General features: G+C 42.3%; 15 protein-coding genes and 3 pseudogenes. 2 read left to right on the top strand and 16 right to left on the bottom strand.

Annotated features, from left to right (window positions below):
* Positions 1 to 134: 134 nt before the first annotated feature.
* The 12 genes and pseudogenes from WA1_RS05525 to WA1_RS05475 form a co-directional block, all read right to left on the bottom strand.
* Positions 135 to 1,427 (bottom strand): efflux RND transporter periplasmic adaptor subunit, encoded by a 1,293-nt coding sequence (locus WA1_RS05525; protein ID WP_017743043.1) that lies wholly within the window; start codon positions 1,425 to 1,427, stop codon positions 135 to 137.
* Positions 1,411 to 2,313 carry a bifunctional chorismate mutase/prephenate dehydrogenase gene (gene tyrA / locus WA1_RS05520; RefSeq protein ID WP_017743044.1) on the bottom strand — a complete coding sequence of 301 codons (903 nt, stop codon included), beginning with the start codon at positions 2,311 to 2,313 and terminating at the stop codon, positions 1,411 to 1,413. The genes WA1_RS05525 and tyrA overlap by 17 nt, the downstream gene beginning before the upstream one ends.
* Positions 2,314 to 2,666: 353 nt before the next feature.
* Positions 2,667 to 3,416 (bottom strand): Coq4 family protein, encoded by a 750-nt coding sequence (locus WA1_RS05515; protein ID WP_017743045.1) that lies wholly within the window; start codon positions 3,414 to 3,416, stop codon positions 2,667 to 2,669.
* Positions 3,417 to 3,501: 85 nt separating this feature from the next.
* Positions 3,502 to 4,596: a 3-oxoacyl-ACP synthase III family protein gene (locus WA1_RS05510; protein WP_017743046.1), complete on the bottom strand. Its 1,095-nt coding sequence runs from the start codon at positions 4,594 to 4,596 to the stop codon at positions 3,502 to 3,504.
* A 90-nt stretch (positions 4,597 to 4,686) separates the two neighbouring features.
* Positions 4,687 to 6,471, bottom strand: coding sequence for a ScyA-related TPP-binding enzyme (locus WA1_RS05505; protein ID WP_017743047.1), 1,785 nt, complete (start codon positions 6,469 to 6,471; stop codon positions 4,687 to 4,689).
* Between the two features lie 190 nt (positions 6,472 to 6,661).
* Positions 6,662 to 8,182, bottom strand: coding sequence for a class I adenylate-forming enzyme family protein (locus tag WA1_RS05500; RefSeq protein ID WP_017743048.1), 1,521 nt, complete (start codon positions 8,180 to 8,182; stop codon positions 6,662 to 6,664).
* Between the two features lie 2 nt (positions 8,183 to 8,184).
* The gene (locus tag WA1_RS05495) at positions 8,185 to 9,894 is read right to left on the bottom strand and encodes an HAL/PAL/TAL family ammonia-lyase (protein ID WP_017743049.1); all 1,710 of its coding nucleotides are present in this window, start codon (positions 9,892 to 9,894) and stop codon (positions 8,185 to 8,187) included.
* 103 nt (positions 9,895 to 9,997) lie between these two features.
* On the bottom strand, positions 9,998 to 11,092 hold the full coding sequence (aroF, locus tag WA1_RS05490) for a 3-deoxy-7-phosphoheptulonate synthase (protein WP_026134603.1): 1,095 nt from the start codon (positions 11,090 to 11,092) through the stop codon (positions 9,998 to 10,000).
* 584 nt (positions 11,093 to 11,676) lie between these two features.
* A pseudogene (locus WA1_RS52275) lies at positions 11,677 to 11,973 on the bottom strand (type II toxin-antitoxin system RelE/ParE family toxin).
* On the bottom strand, positions 11,970 to 12,197 hold the full coding sequence (locus WA1_RS05485; RefSeq protein WP_017743051.1) for an addiction module protein: 228 nt from the start codon (positions 12,195 to 12,197) through the stop codon (positions 11,970 to 11,972). Before WA1_RS05485 ends, WA1_RS52275 begins: the two are co-directional and overlap by 4 nt.
* 144 nt (positions 12,198 to 12,341) lie before the next feature.
* Positions 12,342 to 12,524 carry a type II toxin-antitoxin system HicA family toxin gene (locus tag WA1_RS05480; protein ID WP_017743053.1) on the bottom strand — a complete coding sequence of 61 codons (183 nt, stop codon included), beginning with the start codon at positions 12,522 to 12,524 and terminating at the stop codon, positions 12,342 to 12,344.
* 122 nt (positions 12,525 to 12,646) lie between these two features.
* A complete protein-coding gene (locus WA1_RS05475) occupies positions 12,647 to 16,240 on the bottom strand; it encodes a two-partner secretion domain-containing protein (protein ID WP_017743054.1) in 3,594 nt (1,197 codons plus the stop codon).
* A gap of 467 nt (positions 16,241 to 16,707) precedes the next feature.
* On the opposite strand from WA1_RS05475, the pseudogene WA1_RS61285 reads away from it, so the two are divergent.
* A pseudogene (locus WA1_RS61285) lies at positions 16,708 to 16,800 on the top strand (DUF4926 domain-containing protein); the annotation flags it as partial.
* A gap of 146 nt (positions 16,801 to 16,946) precedes the next feature.
* On the opposite strand, the gene WA1_RS05470 reads toward WA1_RS61285, so the two are convergent.
* The 3 genes from WA1_RS05470 to WA1_RS05460 are packed head-to-tail and all read right to left on the bottom strand — an operon-like array spanning position 16,947 to position 18,123.
* On the bottom strand, positions 16,947 to 17,198 hold the full coding sequence (locus WA1_RS05470; RefSeq protein WP_066612738.1) for a hypothetical protein: 252 nt from the start codon (positions 17,196 to 17,198) through the stop codon (positions 16,947 to 16,949).
* Positions 17,199 to 17,255: 57 nt separating this feature from the next.
* Positions 17,256 to 17,609, bottom strand: a complete 354-nt coding sequence (locus WA1_RS05465; RefSeq protein ID WP_148662622.1) for a hypothetical protein — start codon at positions 17,607 to 17,609, stop codon at positions 17,256 to 17,258.
* Between the two features lie 28 nt (positions 17,610 to 17,637).
* Positions 17,638 to 18,123 carry a PIN domain-containing protein gene (locus WA1_RS05460; protein ID WP_017750209.1) on the bottom strand — a complete coding sequence of 162 codons (486 nt, stop codon included), beginning with the start codon at positions 18,121 to 18,123 and terminating at the stop codon, positions 17,638 to 17,640.
* Positions 18,124 to 18,175: 52 nt separating this feature from the next.
* On the opposite strand from WA1_RS05460, the pseudogene WA1_RS05455 reads away from it, so the two are divergent.
* Positions 18,176 to 18,898 (top strand): annotated as a pseudogene (locus tag WA1_RS05455) (SDR family oxidoreductase); the annotation flags it as partial.
* Positions 18,899 to 19,138: 240 nt separating this feature from the next.
* On the opposite strand, the gene WA1_RS05450 reads toward WA1_RS05455, so the two are convergent.
* Positions 19,139 to 19,828: a hypothetical protein gene (locus WA1_RS05450; RefSeq protein ID WP_017743056.1), complete on the bottom strand. Its 690-nt coding sequence runs from the start codon at positions 19,826 to 19,828 to the stop codon at positions 19,139 to 19,141.
* Positions 19,829 to 19,882: the final 54 nt, after the last annotated feature.

Raw genomic sequence — 19,882 nt, 5'->3', positions numbered from 1 at the left:
GATTGAAAAAGTCATGTCTAGATTTGATTTAAGCTAAGTAGCTAAGCGCAAATAAACCAAACTATATTACAAATTGTCAATACACCTAGAATTTTTACCAATGACGAATGACAAATGACTAATGACGAGCCTCATTAGTTAACTGAAGTTTGAGGAGTTTTACCCTCTGGGAAGTCAACAAAAACTCGCTCTCCTTGTTTTAACCCTTTGATGATTTGTGTTTGACCATCCTGAGTGACACCGACTTTGATAGGTTGGAATCTTGTTTCCCCTTGTCGATCGGCTACTAACACGCCCATGTGGTTGTCGCGAGTCGTAATTGCTACTGTTGGTACCATCAGAGCATTCGGTGTAGATTGGCTGATGAAAATGGCATCAACATTCATCCCAGAACGCAAGTATGATTGTCCGGTCACAAGTTGTACGCGTACCTGAAATGTGGTTACGTTATCTTCCACTTCTGCTTTTGGAGCAATTTTGAGCAATCGACCTTCAAAGGTGCGGTTTGGATAAGAATCGGCGATAAGTTTGACTTTTTGTCCAACTTTAATCTGAGAGATATTCGCTTCTGGTACATCTACTAAAACCTCTAAACCTGAAGCAAGTTCTAAAATCGAGCTTGACGTTGCTGAGGTGGTTGTTGAGGAGATCGCGTTAGGGGTCACAATTGCTCCAACATCAGCGTATATTTGAGTCACGATACCATCAAAAGGCGCTCGAATCACAGATGCATCTAATTGAGCTTGAATCTCCTTAATCTTGGCACGAGCTGCTGTCACTTTCGCGGCTGCTTGTTGAATGTCTTCTGGACGGGAGCCACTAGTGAGTTCTTGTAATCGTTGTAGAGCTTCTTGCAAACTAGCACGAGCACTCTGCTCTTCTTTGATAAATTCATCCAAGTTCATTTGGGAGATCGCGCCCTCTCGTGCTAACCAACGATACCGCTCTAGCTTCTTTGTACTGAAGTTAAGTTGTGCTTGGGCTGATGCTACTTGAGCTTTAGCTCGGCTAATTTCTTCCTTGCGGTTACCGTTACGAACTTTATTATACTCCGCTTCAGCTTCAGCCAATTGACCTTTTGACTGAGCTAGTGTTGCTTCTTTTTCAGCAGTTCGCATACGGGCTAAAATCTGACCGGCTTTTACCCGATCGCCTCGATCTACATAACGAGCTACCAATCTTCCAGAAACCTCTGAGCCGATATTAACAGTTTTGATGGGCTGTACCCTTCCGCTTGCTTCGACTCGAATAGTTAGTGCTTTAGTTTGGACTGATACTGTTAAGTGAGTTAGATTCGGTTTGGAGGTAGTCTGTCGCCGAGACCAACCGATCGCACCCAAACTGACCGTACCTATTAAAATCAGAATCGTTGTGACTGACAATACCCATTGCGATCGAGCGCGAGAGCGTTTATAAACTGTATTCATGAAATATACCCTCTGTGTTCTCTGCGACTCTGCGGTTCTTAATTAAAGATTCCTTCAACGGGATAAGATTGTTAATAAAACAAGTACTTTCTCTGAAGTTACAAGCAATCTCTTCAGCAAAAAAGCTATTCACTGCTTTCAACTCAAGAAGGAGAGCTTCGCGATCGCCTTGCATCACCAATTGAGCCAATCTGCTGTAAGTGTTTGCTAGTCTAACGATCGCTTCACGACGTTCTTGCGTAGCTAGCATAATATCTACTACTAAAGATGCAGATTGTGTGAGTAATCGATTGACTATATCAATTTGTTGACGGTAGACAGGGCTAGAAAAATCCAAACTCCGGCGGATATCGATCTTTTCTTCTGATAAGAAAATACCAAAACTGAGAGTTGCAAAGTGCCGAATCGCTTGAATAACAACCATCATTTGGTCGTGTTCTTCAGGTGTAGAAAACATCACTTTGCCACCTTCACCTTCAATAAGATTCAACAACCATTGGAAAGATTCATCTCCACGACCCGGACAAACTACCACTATTTGAGACACCAAAGATTGAATACTTGGACCAAACATTGGATGTAAACCCATAACAGGTCCGGTGTGGTGTTTCAACATAGCTCTAACTGCAGGAGCTTTAATACTTGTGATGTCTGCTAAGGCGGTAGTTGGAGAAAGGTACTGAGTCACTTTACGAATAACCTCTAGCGAGCATTCAATGGGAACACAAATTAAGACTAAATCTGCATCAGCTAGTAAATGCTCAGCGCGTTCCCAGTCATTCTGTTCCAGAATACTAATATGGTGTCCTAATGCGGTTAGCCACTGCGTGAAGAAACGACCCATTTTACCACCTCCACCAATGACAGTCACTCGTTGCGATTTCATTCTAAACATCTCCCATGTTGTTTTTTACTTGCTTTGACCTCGTTCCCAGCGTCTAACTAAGAACGAGAGAGTGGTAGCCTAAAAAGAGTATTATTTCGTAGGGTGGGCAGTGCTAGCCCTGTCAAGGTGGATTAAAAAACTAGGCAAATTCTGCTCAATTCTCGGTATTTTTCCTTTGTGTCCTTTGCGTCTTTGCGGTTAAAAAATGTTTTTGAACCGCGAAGACGCAAAGAGCGCGAAGAGAATACTTGTTTTTCAAACATCACCTTGACAGGGCTAGGTGGTCACTGCTCACCAAAGTCTTATTGAGAAGGTGTAAGATGTCAGATACCCATCCCACAAGATAAAATTTGTTATACTCTAAGGTTGAAAGTTGTATCAGTGGATAAGCGATCGCTAACTAACACGTGACCAGGTAGTATATTATACTCTGCTTGAATATCTGCTAGCGGACGATCCCACATCTCTTCCCAACGAACAGCCCAAAGAGGATGAGCCGCACGTCCGCGTTGCCAGCCTTCAAAAAGTGCTTCCAAAGCTAGACCCAACTGTGTTGTTTGAACAGTAGCAAAATGTAGAACCAGCGCTGTCATTAATAATGTTTGGTAGACCGTTGGTCCTTGACCGTGACAAAAACCTTGAAGCGCTAATTCTCCTAAAGCATTGGTATTATAACCAGTCAGCACGTGCCAGATGTCATGGGTTTGCATTTTACGTAGCTTTACATAGCTCACGTCATCAGGCGACTCAAAAGCAGTATAGTCATAGGCGGGAATACCGTTGTTGGTCATATGATAGTAGTAAGCATTACCCAAAGTCCCTGGAGCGCAATCTTTTTTAAGGTCTTCTAATTTAAGTTGAGGTCCGAAATAACGTTGTGAAATCATCTCTGCCATGTCTGGGTCAAGTCGCAACTGCTCAATGTGGTCAGAAGCTTGTACTTCGTCAAGATGCCTCATGACCTCTTCTAGCTTAAAGTACCATGCCAGTTCGGGATCGTTCGGATCTGCCGCTATAGCTAAAAAAGCTTGAACAAAAGTAGAATTGTTGAGCAGAGAGCTTGAATTAGGTAGCACTTTTGCCATTTCTTCAGTCATCTTCATAAAAGAACTCCTCGCGATCGGATTTTAGATTTTGGATTTTAGATTTTGGATTGAAAAACTCTTACCTAGACTTTCTGTCATCTCGCTATCTGTCACCTGGTGTAAACGGTCCCAAAGCAACATCACCCCAGCGCATGACACTAGCACCAGCATTAGAGACTGAACCAATGGTGTAAACTAAAACTAAATCGTTTTCTCGAATCTTGCCTGATTCTGCTGCATGGTAGAGATTTGCAAGAGGAAACATTGGCCCAATATTGGCATAGCGATCGTGAAGGTCAATTGTGCGTTGGAAATCCACCCCAAGTGCGTGGGTGCAGAGTTTTGCATACCAAGCAGTCGGTGTGTTGAATGCAAAAAAGTTAATCTCATCAATGGTCACGCCAGCAGCGTCTAAAGCTCCGAAACAACATTGCTGGAGAAGTTGAACAGCCGTATCACCCAACACTTTTCCTGCACCTTTACCTGCTCGAATAAACATCCGTGGTTTTCCTTGAGCATCTGTTGTCAATTCATTAAAGAAAGTCCCACAAGTCGAAGCAGTGTTAATAATCTTTGTACCAAGAACTCCCTGGTTAGGCTTGAGTGAACTAACAACAAACGCTCCTGCTCCATCACCTGATAAAAACGAGAGGGTATCATTTTCATCAGTAAAATATGAGTAGTTCGTACAGATAACAACTAATACATTGCGATACTCTCCCGCCCGTACTAACGCACAAGCACTCTGAAGTGCAACTATAGCATTTGAGCAAGTAGAATCAATATTCCAAGCAGCACCCTGTAATCCCAGTTTATCGGCAAGAAAAGCAGCATTACCCGGTACAATGTGCTCGGGAAAGATTGTAGCAACCAGCATTAAATCAATCTCTTTAGGAGATAGCTTTGCTGCACTGAGAGCATCCCGAGCCGCCTTATAAGATAGAGTCAGCGACGTTTCATCAGCACCAAGCACTCGTCTCTCAACAGTACCGCGAAAAGGATCGGACAAATAAGGTGTCATCTCGCGCTCAAACTCATTACTAAAAGTAGAATCAGTCATTGAAAACACTCTAGACAAAGTTTTTTTCTCAGCCTCAGCAATCAATTCCGGGTAATTCTCTCTGTAGTAATCATTCGTGCGAACTATACTAGGAAAATTAACAGCGATCGCACAAATACCCACCGGATCTAATTTCATATTTATTTCACCTCTTAAAGATTTTAGATTTTGGATTTTAGATTTTGGATTTCATCCCCGTACATCAGCGTTCATCTGCGGTTCCATAACCTATTCCTTCGCACCTTGCTCAATCAAACTCCGAATACGACCCCCAATGGGTGCAAGTTGAGTTGCATCAATCCTCACATCAACAACAAATGGAATAGATGACAAAAGTGCTGTCTCCAACGCTATTTCTATGTCAGACTCTCGCTTAACACAGATACCATCCGCACCCATAGCTTTAGCAAGCATGACAAAATCCGTACACGGTATCTCCGTATCCACACCTTTAAACCCTTGCAAAGCCATCCCTTGAGCGCACATATTGTAACGTCCATCATTCAGTACAATCCATACACAAGGAATTTGGAATTTTACAGCAGTGCTGACTTCACTATTCATCAGCATCGCTCCATCCCCAACAATAGCAACAGCTTTGCTATTACGCCCCAATGCTGCACCTAAAACTCCAGTCACAGCATGACCCATAGCCCCAACACCAGTACTTATACGGTAACGACCTGGTTCAGTAAAACGCAGCAAGTGAGTTGCCCAAGCAAAAGAGTTACCCGCCTCAGCCATAACGATCACATGACTCCCCCCAACGATGACTTTTTGAATAGCATCCATAAGCACATCGGGTTGTACTAAACCCTCTGGACGGCGAGGACTTACGGTACGTTCGGGACGAGAGAACATGAAAACGGGAAAATCGAGAGAGGAAGGAAACTGTTTCAAGAGTGCTTGCAAGAACACCTTGACTTCCGACTGTATGGAAAGAGTTTCTACCAATGGATAAGCAACTCCAGGAACTTGAGAGTCAATATCCACGTGTATAAACCCACCAGCAGGAACCATCGCCGGATGCCAGAAGGAAGTCGGTTCACCCAAGCGCGTTCCCAGTACGAGTATGCGCTGTGGGCATTGTTCCTGCATATATTTTAGAACCGACATATGACCGCTAAAGCCTGTCACGCCGACATACTGCGGATGATCCTCTGGGAAAATGCCTTTACCACGGGGTGAGGTCATCACGGCTGCTCCTGTTTTTTCAGCTAACAGGCAAATTTCGCGAGCAGCATTTTTAGCACCAAAGCCTGCCCAAATGGCAAATGTTTCTTGTGAAAGCAATTTAACACATTCTGCGATCGCTTCTTCACTAGCAGTTGGTACAGAATAAGAAAAGACTTGCTCTGGTAACCGCAATTTGAGTGGCATTGTTTGAAGCGAAGTTGGGATGCTAATATGAGCAACGAAACCTCCTGGTTGTGATAATCCTAGGGCAAGTCGGCGAGAGATTTCGGGAAGTTCATCTTCAGACTCTAAAGTAGTAGCGTAATTGAAAATCGGACCTGAGGTAAAAATTCCTGACATGGGCATTGTGTAAGCACTTGTTTCTTGACAAGCCCACCGACCCCGATTACCTGTAGGAGTCGCCGCCGACAAGAGAATGACTTTTGCTCCTTCCCCTCGTGCTGCAAACAGCCCAGTGAGTGCATTGGTGATACCGGGACCTGTGGTGGTGAAGACTACGACGGGGCGATCGCTGGCAAAGAATGCCTCGCAAGCTGCAAAAGCTGCTCCTGATTCATGACGAAAGTGAAGCAATTCGATATTGCTGCGGTTCAGTGTTGCCCAAAGTGGTCCGATACCACCTCCAGATACACCAAATGCATAGCGGACTCCCATATCTTCGAGTGTTTTGACTAAAGCCTCTCCTATGGTTAATTGGGTTGAGTTTGGGGAGATAGGTTGGGATGGTGGAGAGAAAATAGAAGAGCCTGTTGCATGTTCGAGGAAGATTTGTTGCGGTTTGAGAGGGAGGGTTTTTTGGATAGATTGAATGTTCATAGTTGTTAACTTTTGCTTGTGGAGGATATTAATGAATGAACCCTAGAGGTACAGAGAGGGCTGAGAAGAAATATTTCTGGATTACTCCTATCCCGCTTGAAGATTACTTAATTAAATGAACCGCAAAGACGCAAAGAGCACGAAGAAAGAGGAGAAGAAGATCGGTAATCTTATGGCGGAAAAGGATTAACTAAGGGGAAACTCTAGCGGAATGAGAGAATGATTGGTTTCGCAAAACTCGCTTTAAGATTTTACCTGTTGAGTTTTTGGGGAGTGAATTAACGAAGTGAATTGCACGGGGAATTTTGTAAGCAGCCATCCTTTCAGAACAAAAATCAATGATTTGCTTTTCTGTGATTGTCTGACCCGTTTTAAGTACGATATTTGCGTTGACTATTTCACCTTTTACTGCTTCTGGCACTCCATAGACAGCGACTTCAGCAACTGCTGGATGTTGATAAATGACGTTTTCAACTTCTGTGGGATAGACTTTGAATCCAGATACGTTAATCATATCTTTTAAACGGTCAACAATATAGAAGAAACCGTCTTCGTCAATTCGACCGATATCTCCAGTATGGAACCAACCATTTTTAATGACTTGGGCTGTTTCAAATGGGCGATTCCAATAACCAAGCATGACGTTTGGTCCCCGAATCACTATCTCTCCTAATTCACCAGGTTGTAGCTGATGTCCATCACTATTGACTATCTTGATTTCTACATTCTCTATTGGCGAACCAATTGAACCAAGCTTGTATTTTAAGTCGTGGTTATAACAAGCACAGGGTGATGTTTCTGTTAAGCCATAACCTTCATGAATAATTAGCCCATATTTATTGTACCAAGCCTGGGCAATTTCAATTGGCATAGGTGCTGCTGCTGAAAAGTAATAACGCACGCTTTTGAGATTATATTTTGAGGTATCTGTATTCAGCATTTTAATGAATACTGTTGGAACCCCGAAGAACATGGTGATCTTTTGACTGGCGATGGTTTCTAACACTTGCTCGACATCAAAACGACGTTGCAGAATGATAGTGGCACAAATGTTAAGTCCAGCGTTGAGAATCGCGTTTTGACCAAAGCAATGGAAGAGTGGGACGTAAAGTAGTAATCGGTCTTTTGGTTGCATTCCACAACAACGGTTGTGGGAGTACATATTGGAAATAATGTTGCCGTGAGAAAGGGTAGCTCCTTTGGGGAAACCTGTTGTTCCTGATGTATATACAATACTAGCAGGAGCGTGGCGATCCATTTCAAGAGCACGAGCCTCTGGGGAAGCTTTTTCTATCAGTTGTGCTAAACTTATGCCTCGATCGGTTTTACCTTCTGCAATCAAAATGTGCTGCAGTTCGGGTAAATCGGCAACTGGTACTTGCTCGCTCTCTGACTCTGTGGTAATAACTACCTTAGCAGCGCAATCATTAAGAATGTATCTAACTTCAGAAGTTTTGAGCATCACATTAAGTGAGACAGCAACAGCACCAATTTTCAGAATGCCAAGATAAGAAATGATAAATTCTGGAATATTTGGCAAAAATAGGGCTACGCGATCGCCTCTTTGTATTCCCAATCCCCGTAAACTATTTGCTACTCGTCCTGCTAGTAAATCCAGTTCTTTGTAGGTAAAAGACCGCTCCTCAAAAATCAGTGCAATTTTCTCAGGGAATAATAAATGACCTCGTTCTATATGATGTGCAATGTTCATAATTACTTTCCCGTGCAAAGCGCTTTGAGTGCATTGACAATTTCTCCACCAGAGGCAATATCGGCTGCAATTTGGGCAATATGTTCGTCGAGGGGTTGTTCGTGGTCATTCCAAATGTAAGGACGATCCGAGAATGGTGGTACTCCAACGACATTTCGCACTGCTATATATAAATCTCTAGTTGCAGGTGATAGAGTTGCACGAGCGTCATAATGGTCAGCAACAATGTAGGTTCGTAAATCAACTGCTTGTACTCCAAAGATAAGAGCGATCGCAATATACTCTTGAAAAATTTCTACTGAACGACGGGCTAAATTTGCAGAAGCAAAGCCTTGACTGTTAATATTCTGGTTATATTGTTCTGCATGAGTCGGAAATCTATCGGCAATAGAATTTCCATAGAAAGTTAGTAGGGGCATAATAGAATTTCCAGCTATTTGCAGACCTTTCAGCCCCATATTGACAATACGTTCTCGGTTACCTACTAAAGAAGGTGGCAATCCATTATTAAATTCTGGTGCTACAAGGTAAGCAATTTGCACGTCTAAATGTTTAGCTAACAACCCAATGTAGTAGCGCAGTTGATCCATTCCTACGCCGACGTACTGTCCCAAGAAATTACCGCCATGATAACTAGCTTGATTCTCAACATCAATGAGCGGGTTATCAGTCACAGAGTTAATTTCTACCTCAATTTGTCTTTTAATCTGCTCAATACCATCAGCAATAGGACCTATGTACTGTGGTAAACAACGCAATGAATAACGATCTTGAATTGGATGTTCGCCGCGATAATCATGGGAACCATCTAACTCTTCACGAATTAAGCGCGAACCTGCTAGCAAGTTGAGCATTTGAGTCGCAGCCCATTTTTGTCCGGGATGAGGTTTCAGGGTATGGATGAATGGGTGAAATGATTGATTGCTACCGTTCAAACCTTGAATAGCCAAGGCGTGTACACCCATTGTTAGCGCTAGTAAAACTTGAGTGTCGTACAAGCAATTGGTAGCAATACCCGTCATGACTGAGGTACCATTCATCATCGCCAACCCTTCTTTAGGAAGAAGTTGCAGTGGCTTTAAACTCAGTTTGCTAAGAACTGTTGGTGCATCCATTTCTTCGCCATTAAAGTCAACAGTGTAGCTTGAATCTAAACCAATTAATGCTCCAGTGATGTAGGACAATGGAACCAAATCTCCACTCGCACCAATAGAGCCAAATTCATAGACATGGGGTGTCACACCTGCATTGAGAAATGTCTCCATGCGACGGATAAGTTCCAAACGAATACCAGAAGCACCATACAAATGAGAGTTTGCACGCAAAAGCATAGCAGCGCGGACATCAGCGATTGGCAATCTTTTTCCGGCTCCTGTTTTGTGGTACCAAATCAGATTGTTTTGAAGCAGTGCTGTACATTCACGGGAAATCACAACATTTGCCATACCACCAAAACCACTCGTCACGCCGTAAATTGGCTGACCGGATTCAACAGCATTCTGAATGTAGTCACACGATGCTAGGACACCCCGCATCACCTCATGATTATCGGTTAAGCGGACTTGGACACCATGACGTGCTACACTAACAACTTCTTCTATTGTCAGGTTGTGATTGCCAACAACTACGGTTTTGTCTTTTTTTTCAACCCAGGGTGATGAAAAATGAGAAGTTGTGTTTTTAGCTAAAGATAAGGATGTTGTTGTATTCATCAAAGATTTACCTCTATTTTGTGAATAATGAGAATTGCTTGTAGTGAATTGCGATCGCATGATTTGTAGAACCACTGTACGGGCGCAAGGCGTTGCACCCCTACTAACCACTAACCACTAACAATCCTTTTGTCAAATTTGCTGCTCCCGTCACAGTGTTGTTTTTTGTCCAACGACCAAAGAATTTACCTAAAGAAGCCAACTCTTGCATGAGTTGCTCGAATCCTTCTAGTGTGAGAGACTGAGGTCCATCTGAAAGTGCTTTGGCTGGATTGGGGTGAACTTCAATCATGAGGGAATCTGCTCCTGATGCAATTGCAGCCATTGCCATCGTTGGAACCAACTCCGATCTGCCTGTTGCATGGCTGGGGTCAACCATAATTGGTAAGTGGGTTAGCGATCGTAAGACTGGAATTGCAGATATATCAAGAGTGTTGCGAGTATACTGTCGGTCTAAAGTGCGAATCCCTCGCTCGCACAAAATTACATTAGGATTGCCCTCTGCCAGAATATATTCAGCAGCCATCAACCAATCTTCAATTGTTGCCGCTAGTCCGCGCTTCAATAAAACTGGTTTACCTTGAGCACCAACTTTCTTTAATAGGGAAAAATTCTGCATATTGCGAGCACCAATTTGCACGATATCTGCTATCTCGGTGACCTTTTCCACATCAGCCGTATCCATCACTTCCGTAATAATCCCCAAACCTGTTGCTTCACGAGCTTTAGCTAACAAATTTAAAGCACTTTCGCCATGACCTTGGAAAGCATAGGGTGAAGTTCGTGGTTTGTAAGCTCCTCCTCTCAGAAATTGCGCTCCTGCTGCTTTTACAACCTGTGCTGTTTCAACAATCATGTCTTCATTTTCTACAGCACAAGGTCCAGCAACTATAACGACAGGATGGTTTTGACCAAAACTGACAGAGCCATTAGGTGTGGGTACAACAATTTCACTATATTCTCCACGAAAATCTAGAGAAGCCCGTTTAAAAGGTTTTTTTACCCGTATAACTTGCTCGATATAAGGGCTGAGATTTTGAATTTGACATGGGTCGATCTCTGAAGTGTCACCTACTAAACCGATGACTACTTTATGTTTGCCAACAGATTTTTCTGGTTTTACGTTCCAACGAAGAACGGCTTCACTAATTCGCTCAATTTCTGCAATTGGGGTATCGGATTTCACGATCGCAATCATTAGTTCAAAGCTCCTGAAATCATGCAAATATTTAATCGTTAATAAAAGATATCTAGCAAACCTTAAAAAGTTGTAAGATTTATCTTTGTTCTTGGCGGTTCGTTTTGCTGTTTTGTTTGTATGATTCATACAATACTGAAGATAGGTAGAGAAAACATTCACCTTTCCCGCCGATGTATTTACCTAAATTGGAAATATAATCGCATAGAACTGCCACAAAAAGTGCATTTTTCTGCCTATACAAACTAGAGCAATGAATGGATAGGTATGACTGAGGGCACTGGGCGTACTTATGAGTCAATTGGTTTACGTCCAGACCAATTTATGGTACTGCCTTTTGAGCCTGCTTCCCCTAATTCTACTTCTGAAATGGCGATCGTGTAATCAGACGGGTAGATGGTTTTGCTTAGTCTTTAAAGGGAGCATCCCGTTTTGGCAAAAGCCTGCAAGAATGGAATTCTGGGGCTATACAAACAAAGTCCACCTACGTGGACTTCGTATTAGTCCGCGCAGGCGGACTTAGCTTGTATAGCCGCGATTACGAACATCGCCAGGTGTTTTTTCCAAATTGGGATGCTCCCTCTTTAAAGCCTATCTTGCCATGATTTAGGATTACGTTTGCTGTGAAAGCAAGCAATGATAGAAACGATGTCTTGCTCAAACACGTAAAGGATTGCGTAGGGAAAACGTCGAACTAATGCTCGTCGTGCTTGTTTGTAAGTCATTGAATAGATGAGGGGGTTACGTCCAATCCCTGATAAACAAGTATCGACTGCTCGGACAAACTCAGAGCCTAATCCTAAAGTTTATGCTTCGTACCACTCAAAAGCGTCTTGAATATCCAATTCTGCTTCTGGACGAATGATAAGTTTATAGCTCATTGGGAAAAGCCTAATCTTTGCTTGACTTCCTCCCATGTCGAGCCAGAGGTAGGTTCTTGGTGATATCTTTCTAGGCGGAGATCGAGTTCTTGCTGCTGTGCGTCGGTAAAAAGAACTTCGTCTTGCTGCTCTAGGATGCTGTCCCAAAGATCTTCAGCAAGTTGGATGCGCTCAGCGATACTAAGTTGAGAAATTTCAATTTTGAGGAGGGGATGAGCACTCATGGTAGTCGTGTTTTTTAATCGATATCTTATTCTAAGATGAATTTAGGTCGATCGCCCATCTTGAATCATTCAGGACTGCTTGGGTGAGTTCTTGTTCTTTTTTGTTCTTCCTCCTGCTGCTCTCTTCTAATTGTTTCTACCCAATCAAATTGCATTTTTTACGTCTTTTTCCTGATAAGATCTAGCATCATCTCCATCTTTGCCCGATAAAGTAACTCTACCTAACAGTAAAGGATTAAACCAGTTAGTATGACTACCTTTCCCAGGTTTATATGTAAATCCTGCTTGTAGTAACAGGCTTTTTAATTCTCTGATTTTTTTTGGCATACACTCTAATTATATTCTTACCCAATAAGTAAGTCGGTTGAAATAAACTAAACTATGTTACGAAACATAAACAAGTTTGAAACTCTTACTAATGACCAATGACAAAGGACTTTTGACAGTAACTACTGACACTCTCGACTCATCACCAATTGACCATTTGAGAGTCGATAAACTCCTTGTGGTTCAATAATAGGGTCGCCTTTCTTCCAAAGACGTGATGTATTTTCAATCGTGACATTACGGACATCACCTGTAGAATAACTTGACCCCGACATTTCACCGGGACGATGAGGTAAACCACCTGTACCCGTAATGGTGAAACTACCCTGTTGTTTTTTTTGACTGCGGACTATGCAACTATTAGCGATAAGTGTGTTGGTATCGATCGCGTTTGTGGGGAGTTCGGTGAGACTATTTTGAATGGAACTGTTATCAGGAGAATTAACATTAATAGTTCCCGATAAACCAAGGTCTGAACTTGCAGTAATATCATTTGTTCGGTTTGATGGTTGGGGACGGGCTTCAATACCAAAAATTCCACGTGCATTGATGTTAACATTACCACCTGTACCCCTGAAGGCATTGGCTGTAATGTCGCTGTTTTCATCAGGAACTGCGATGAGGAAGGGTGTATTAATTGTGATGTTGCCACCATTGCCACCTGCTTGGGCTGTGCCTGCAGTGGTGGAAATTTGGCTTCCATTGCGTAGAAATAAGTATTGTCCAAGGTTTAAATTGATATTCCCTCCATCACTAGAAGCTGTTTGGGCAATGATTTGACCTTTATTGAGGCGGACAGAGTTAGCTTTGATATCAATCTTGCCTGCTGCACCTCTTCCTCTGCTACGACTAGTGATAATTCCACCGTCTATGATTTCAACTTTCCCACTTTCAATTTCAATATCGCCACTACGCCCTAAAGTTTCAATACCTAAACCCGATCGTATAATACTATCCGTCCCTGAAACGGTAAGTGTATCCCGCACGTTTATATTTATGATGCCACCATTACCTTCTCCAGGTGGAAGATTGCCAGAGGTTCCGAAGACGCCAACACCTAAGTCGCCACCGTTTGTTAGAAACAAGTTGCTAGCCGTAATATTTATACTGCCACCATTACCCACCGCACCAGCTTGCACATCACTAAAAGAAGCACTGGGAAGTCCATCATCATCTTTCCCATCAAAAATGACTGTATTCCTAGCTTGAATCGTGATATTGCCTGCATTTCCTTGTCCGCGAGTAAAGGAATTGATTTGAGCGCCATTAGTTGCAGTCAGCGAACCAGTTATGATGTCAATTTTTCCAGCATTGCCTTCTGCTTGACGATCCTGGACATTGTTAATAATATATGATGTATTTAGAGATATGGCATTACTAGCTGTGATGGAAATATTACCTGCATTACCTTTACCAAAAGTGCTAGAAATTATTTGCCCACCCTCTTTTACGAAAACATTTCCAGCTTGAACTTTGATATCCCCAGAACGCCCAATTGCACCAGTACCTAAACTTCCAAGGATGCTACTATCTGCGCCAGAAATTGTCAGTGTATCACGCACGTTAATATCTACTGTACCACCGATACCTCGACCACCAGGAAGAGTCTCAGATTTTTCACGAATACCAGTCTGTAATGTTCCGCCATTTGTCAAGGATAATGAGCCAGCAGTGATATTGATATTACCACCATTACCTACTGCACCAGCGTCCACCTCACTAAGTATTGCCGTGTAAGAAATACTACTTTTATTGTCAAAGAATTGGAATCCGTCAAAAGTAACCCCATTCTTTGCCTGAATGGTGATACTTCCCGCATTTCCTTGTCCACGAGTGGAAGAACTTACTTGAGCGCCATTTGTTAGAGAAAGTGAACCAGTAGTAATGTCAATTTTTCCTGCATTACCAATAGCTTCACGACTAAGAACTAAGTTTGCAACGGCACTTCTATCTAGAGAAATTACATTACGAGATCCAATGGAAATGTTACCTGCATCCCCTTTCCCGTCAGTAAAAGCAGCGATTTCCCCACCATCTTTTACAAAAACATTTCCAGCTTGAACGTTGATATCTCCACCTCGTCCTACGGCTCCAGTATCCAAACGTCCAGAAATTCTGCTATCTGTCCCAGAGATTGTAAAGGAGTCACGCACGTTGATCTTTACATTACCAGCAGTACCTTCCCCACCGGGAAGCGTATTAGTTTTTCCATTCACTCCAGCCAATAATTGTCCACCATTAGTTAGAGATAATGAACCGGCAGTGATATCGATATTACCACCATTGCCTACTGCACCAGCCTCCACATTACTCAGTAAGACTGTAAAAAAACTACTTTTATCGTTCAAAAATTTAAAGCCGTCAAAAGTAACTGCATCCTTTGCCTGAATGGTTATATTGCCCGCATTCCCTTGTCCTCTAGTTAAGGAAATTATTTGAGCGCCATTTGTTAGAGAAAGCGAACCAGTAGTGATGTCAATTTTTCCAGCATTCCCCACTGCACTGCTATCAACTCCGCTTGATAAAAGTCCTCCATCAAAAGTGACTGCATCTCTTGCTTGAATCGTTATATTTCCAGCATTTCCTTGTCCTCGGGTGAACGAACTAATTTGAGTACTATCAGTCACAGAAAGAGAGCCAGTTTTAATCGTGATATTACCAGCATTACCTACTGCTTCTTCTCGAACTGCGTTGGCAATTACGCTATTTGTCCCTGCAAGTTTTATTTGCCCTGTAGCATCAATTGTGATACTTCCTGCCTGAGTTCCTGTTGTCCCTAAACCTGGTCCGATCCCTCCAACAATTTCACTACCGTCTAAAATCTCTAAATTGCGGGAATTGATAGCAATACTTCCACCACCAGCAGCTTCCACATATACCCCAACTCCATTGGTCAGAGATATATCTGCTCGCGGAACATTTTCAGGAAAGGTTAACCTGAAATTATTACCATCTGACAAAAGTGCTATATTACCAGGAGCAGCCAATCCTCCCAACTCGATTCGCCCACCATAAGCATTCAATTCTCCCCCGTCCATGCTGACATTACCACCAACAAGCAGCAAACTCTTACCATCTGGAACCCGCAAACCAATGGTGCCAATACCTGCAGGGTCTTTTCCTGCATCTGCAATTGAATTATTCTGAATCGATGCAGTTTGATTAATCTGATTAAAAAACAACGCTGAAGGATTAATAGTCAGTAACGATGAAGGTGCTTCTGGATTTGTCGCACTAAAAGTCCCTAAGTTTCCAAACTGAATCCCGTTCGCTGTCGTCGCCACAAACGAACCATTCACATCCAAACTGGCATTTTGCCCAAAAATGATTCCATTTGGGTTAATTAGAAACAGATTGGCATTACCCAATACACCGAGCGTCCCTTGAATATTGGAGGGATTATTCCCCGTCACGCGACTCAAAATGTTCTGAATTCCAACAGGATTGGTGAAGTACACACCCCGTTGATTACCAACATTAAATTCACTAAAACTATGGAATAGGTTTGCTCCTCGAATCGCTCCGCTATCAATGCGATCGCTAAGCTGATTGTTGATAAGAATATTGGGAGTAACAACAGACCTTTCAGCACCCAGAGTAGTATCAGGTGCGAGCTGGGCTAGAGCACAATTTCTAGAGTTGGTGCTGACTCCACAAAACACCAATGTAATGACCAGCAATAATTTCCAGTTCTGTCGCTGCGAACACTGAGCCATAAAAGTCCCCCAAAATCATATCAGCGATTGATTGCTAATCTCTCACAGCCGATTGCGTTTAAATAGGCCATACTGTTTAAACTACCTCTTCTTGACGATACCACCTTTTTTTTGAAAATTGAATTGCCTAGACCTGCAACAAAGAATACATTTTTCTACCTATGCAGATTTAGAAATAAAATGTCATTGGCTCGTTTTCATCATTTAGAATATTGAACTATTTAATGAAACTTGAATAATCAGGACGCGATAAGCGGAGCTTTTCGGCTTTAGCCGAATCGCGACACTAACCGATGATTATTAAGAACATTCGCGACTCAAGACAAGCTGTCTCGAAGGCAAGCAATGGGCATTGCACTCCCTCAAATATTTCAGTGACAACACTAGTGATGCAAACCACTAATGAATAAAGCACATCTACATATTTAGTAACTCTAAAATTTGCAAACAGTAACGTTGTCTTTAAAACCATTGACCTTCCCGATTACAATCTGTTATGCGGACAGGTAGGTACAGTAGTGGAAGTATTGGCTGGTGGTAATGCATTTGAAGTTCAGTGAGCGCGAACGGCTTCGTCGCGTCCTTCGGACGAACGCAGTGGGCGTACTTATGAGTCAGTTGGTTTACGTCCAGACCAATTTATGGTACTGCATTTTGAGCCAGCTTCCCCTAATTCAACATCTGAAATATTTTTGTTTGTTCCTACCTAACCAAAGCTTGAATTTTTATGACCAACTCCTAATATCAATTCTTTATAATCTTGTGCTGTAGCTTTTACTTTTGACAAAGCTTGCGTGTTAGTTTCTACAGATTCAAGAAGAGGTAAAGCTTTTTCCCCACCTATGATAGCACTACGGCTTAAGAGAGATTCTGCTAAACGTGGTTCAATACGCAGCCAATAATGTTGAGCAATCTTAATAAAACGTGAAACTAAAACATCATTATTTATCTTCCTCAAAGAGTCTTCTAGCCATCTTAAAATTACTTGAATAATATCTTGTATTACTGACCAAATTCACCATGATGCGACATCCTCAATCATTTGTCTAGAAATAGATTCAGCTGCTTCTTCTTTTAAAAATTCTGTGACTTGATTAAATTTGAAGTCATCTAATGTTGGCATCCTTTCTGCTAATTCTTCAGTTGAAAAATCCCAAGACTCCCTTATAGATTCTGGAATAGATTCTATAGGGGGAAGCGTAAGTAGTGAAATAGTTTCTAAGCATTGCTCTAAAGCATTGAGAGCTTCTTGAATCTCATTGTAACCGTAATTTAGTGTTTGAATTTTATGGCGACGCTGTGTATAACTACTTATCTGCCAGGGATCAGAAAGTCTAGGTAACATATGCGGGAAATTGTTAGTTTTCATATAAGCTTATATTCCACTAAAATTTCTACTAACGTTTTTCCTGTCTGTAGCGGCTCAAGAAACTCTCAATTAAAGAAGGCGAAGCTCGAAAAGTTGTAGATTGAAGTTGAAAGATGGCATTGGGAAAATCAAGTAGATCGCTCATTCCCGCACGATAGAGGATACCTAACAGTCCAGTGACTGTGAATCCACGATTACTCGCTGCTTGTCGTGCTTCCCAATCATCCATGATGAGAAGATTTGCTTTTAACGCGACTGCTAACGAAATGGCTTCGCACTCGCCAGAACCAAGTTTGCTTGGTAAATCTGAGAGTAAATGTTCAACTTTGTGAATTTCCAACCAATTCGGAGGTTGAGCAATCCAGTTTTGGACGATCGCATCAGCATTTTCATTTAAAAGTTCTTCCCGAACAGCATTAGGGATGATGATGCGTCCAAAAAGTTGCGGTAAGATACCAACTTGTCCAATTAATAACAAGTAGCACAGAGGAGAGGTGTCGCAAATGACAATCATCGTTCGCTAAGCACACGTTCGAGGTTGTCTAAGTCTTGTACTAAGTCAGGCAGGCGGACAGGGAATTGCCATTCAAGTCGATCATTTAGATCCCCTGCAAGTGCAAGCACTGATAGCTCGTATCGAAGACGAGCAAGGTCGTTTGGATGTGTTAGTTAACGATATTTGGGGGGCTGAATACCTAGCAGAGTGGAATACTCCCGTGTGGAAACACTCTCTCGACAAAGGACTTCGGATGTTAAGGTTAGCGATCGACACTCACATTATTACTAACCACTTTGCACTACCGCTTTTAATCAAAAATCCAGGCTCGCTAGTGGTGGAAGTCACCGATGGTACGGCTGAATACAACGACACCCACTACCGACTCTCACTGTTTTATGACCTTGCCAAAACTTCTGTCATACGTATGGCATGGTCGCTAGCGCAAGAGCTTCAGCCGTATAACTGCACCGCTGTGGCTCTGACTCCAGGCTGGATGCGATCGGAGATTATGCTGGAGCATTTTGGAGTGAGTGAAGCAAATTGGCGGGATGCGATTGCAAAAGAACCGCACTTCGTCATCTCCGAAACGCCGCATTACATCGGACGAGCTGTCGCTCATCTAGCTAGCGATTTGGAAGTTGCTCAATGGAACGGTCAGTCCCTTTCAAGCGGTCAACTGGCACAAATCTATAACTTTAGCGATCTCGACGGCTCTCAACCTGATGCTTTTCGTTATATTCAGGAGGTGCAAGAGGTTAGTAAACCTTCCGATGCTACAGGATATAGGTAAGAAAATACATGACTATAGCGGTTCTCACTTGAATAAAGTACAGATTTATCTGCGTTCGTCTGCTACAGGCTGCGGTTACATAACTTTTTTTATGTTCGATTTCTGGCTAGTATGGCAAAGATGGACATTCAATCGCATTTACGGGAGCGACAAATTATTCACTCCGATCCTAAGATTATGAGTGGAACTTGGTTAACAAATATCCGTTGTTCATCTATATTCTCCAAGAATTTATGAAGATTAAGTACCAAATCTTGCAATTAATTCTTCTCTAGATAGTTGCATAAGTAAGGGGGTAAATTCTTTTGCTGGTAAAGTTGATATTGTTGATACGAGAGTTATCAGTTCGCTATCTAGTGAGCCAAAGCGGACTTCAAGCATATTTTCAATAATTTGTCGTCTTTCTTCAAGCTTAGCAAGCTCTCGGTCTTGTTGGTAAAGTGGTTCTAACCGCATAATTAACTCCCTATCATCTGGCTCCAAAGGTTGATTAACTCTTAAATTTTTCTGCAAATTGTAAACTAATTCTAGCGTAGCTTGACGGAATGGATGATGTATTGATAATGATTGTAATTCTAATATTGCTTTTTCTTGTATGCTTCCTCGTCCAAGAATCCTTAGCCATAATGTTTCTGAGATATCAGGAAGTTGATGAATTGCAACAATTGCTGTTCGTAAAGCATTGTCGGTGAAATGTACTCCAGGTAACCAACCTTTTTTTTGAGTAGCACCAAAGCTAGATAATACTTTTGAAGACGCAGTTGGAGTGAGTACCCATAATTTTGGTATATCTGACTCCTGACGAGAAGTGTTATCTCGTTTAGCTTCTCGTCTTAGTTCAGCTTTTATCTGCCACAATTTAAAAATGCAATCTCCGATTTCATCTTCAGATGCAGCGTTCCGAAAAGGCTCAAATGGCGATCGCTGCAAGTTCCAGTATGCGATAGCTATTAGCCCTTTTCAGTATAGGCAAGAAAGTTCATG

Source organism: Scytonema hofmannii PCC 7110 (assembly GCF_000346485.2).
Lineage (GTDB): Bacteria > Cyanobacteriota > Cyanobacteriia > Cyanobacteriales > Nostocaceae > Scytonema > Scytonema hofmannii.
This window is presented reverse-complemented; position numbering and strand designations above follow the sequence as displayed.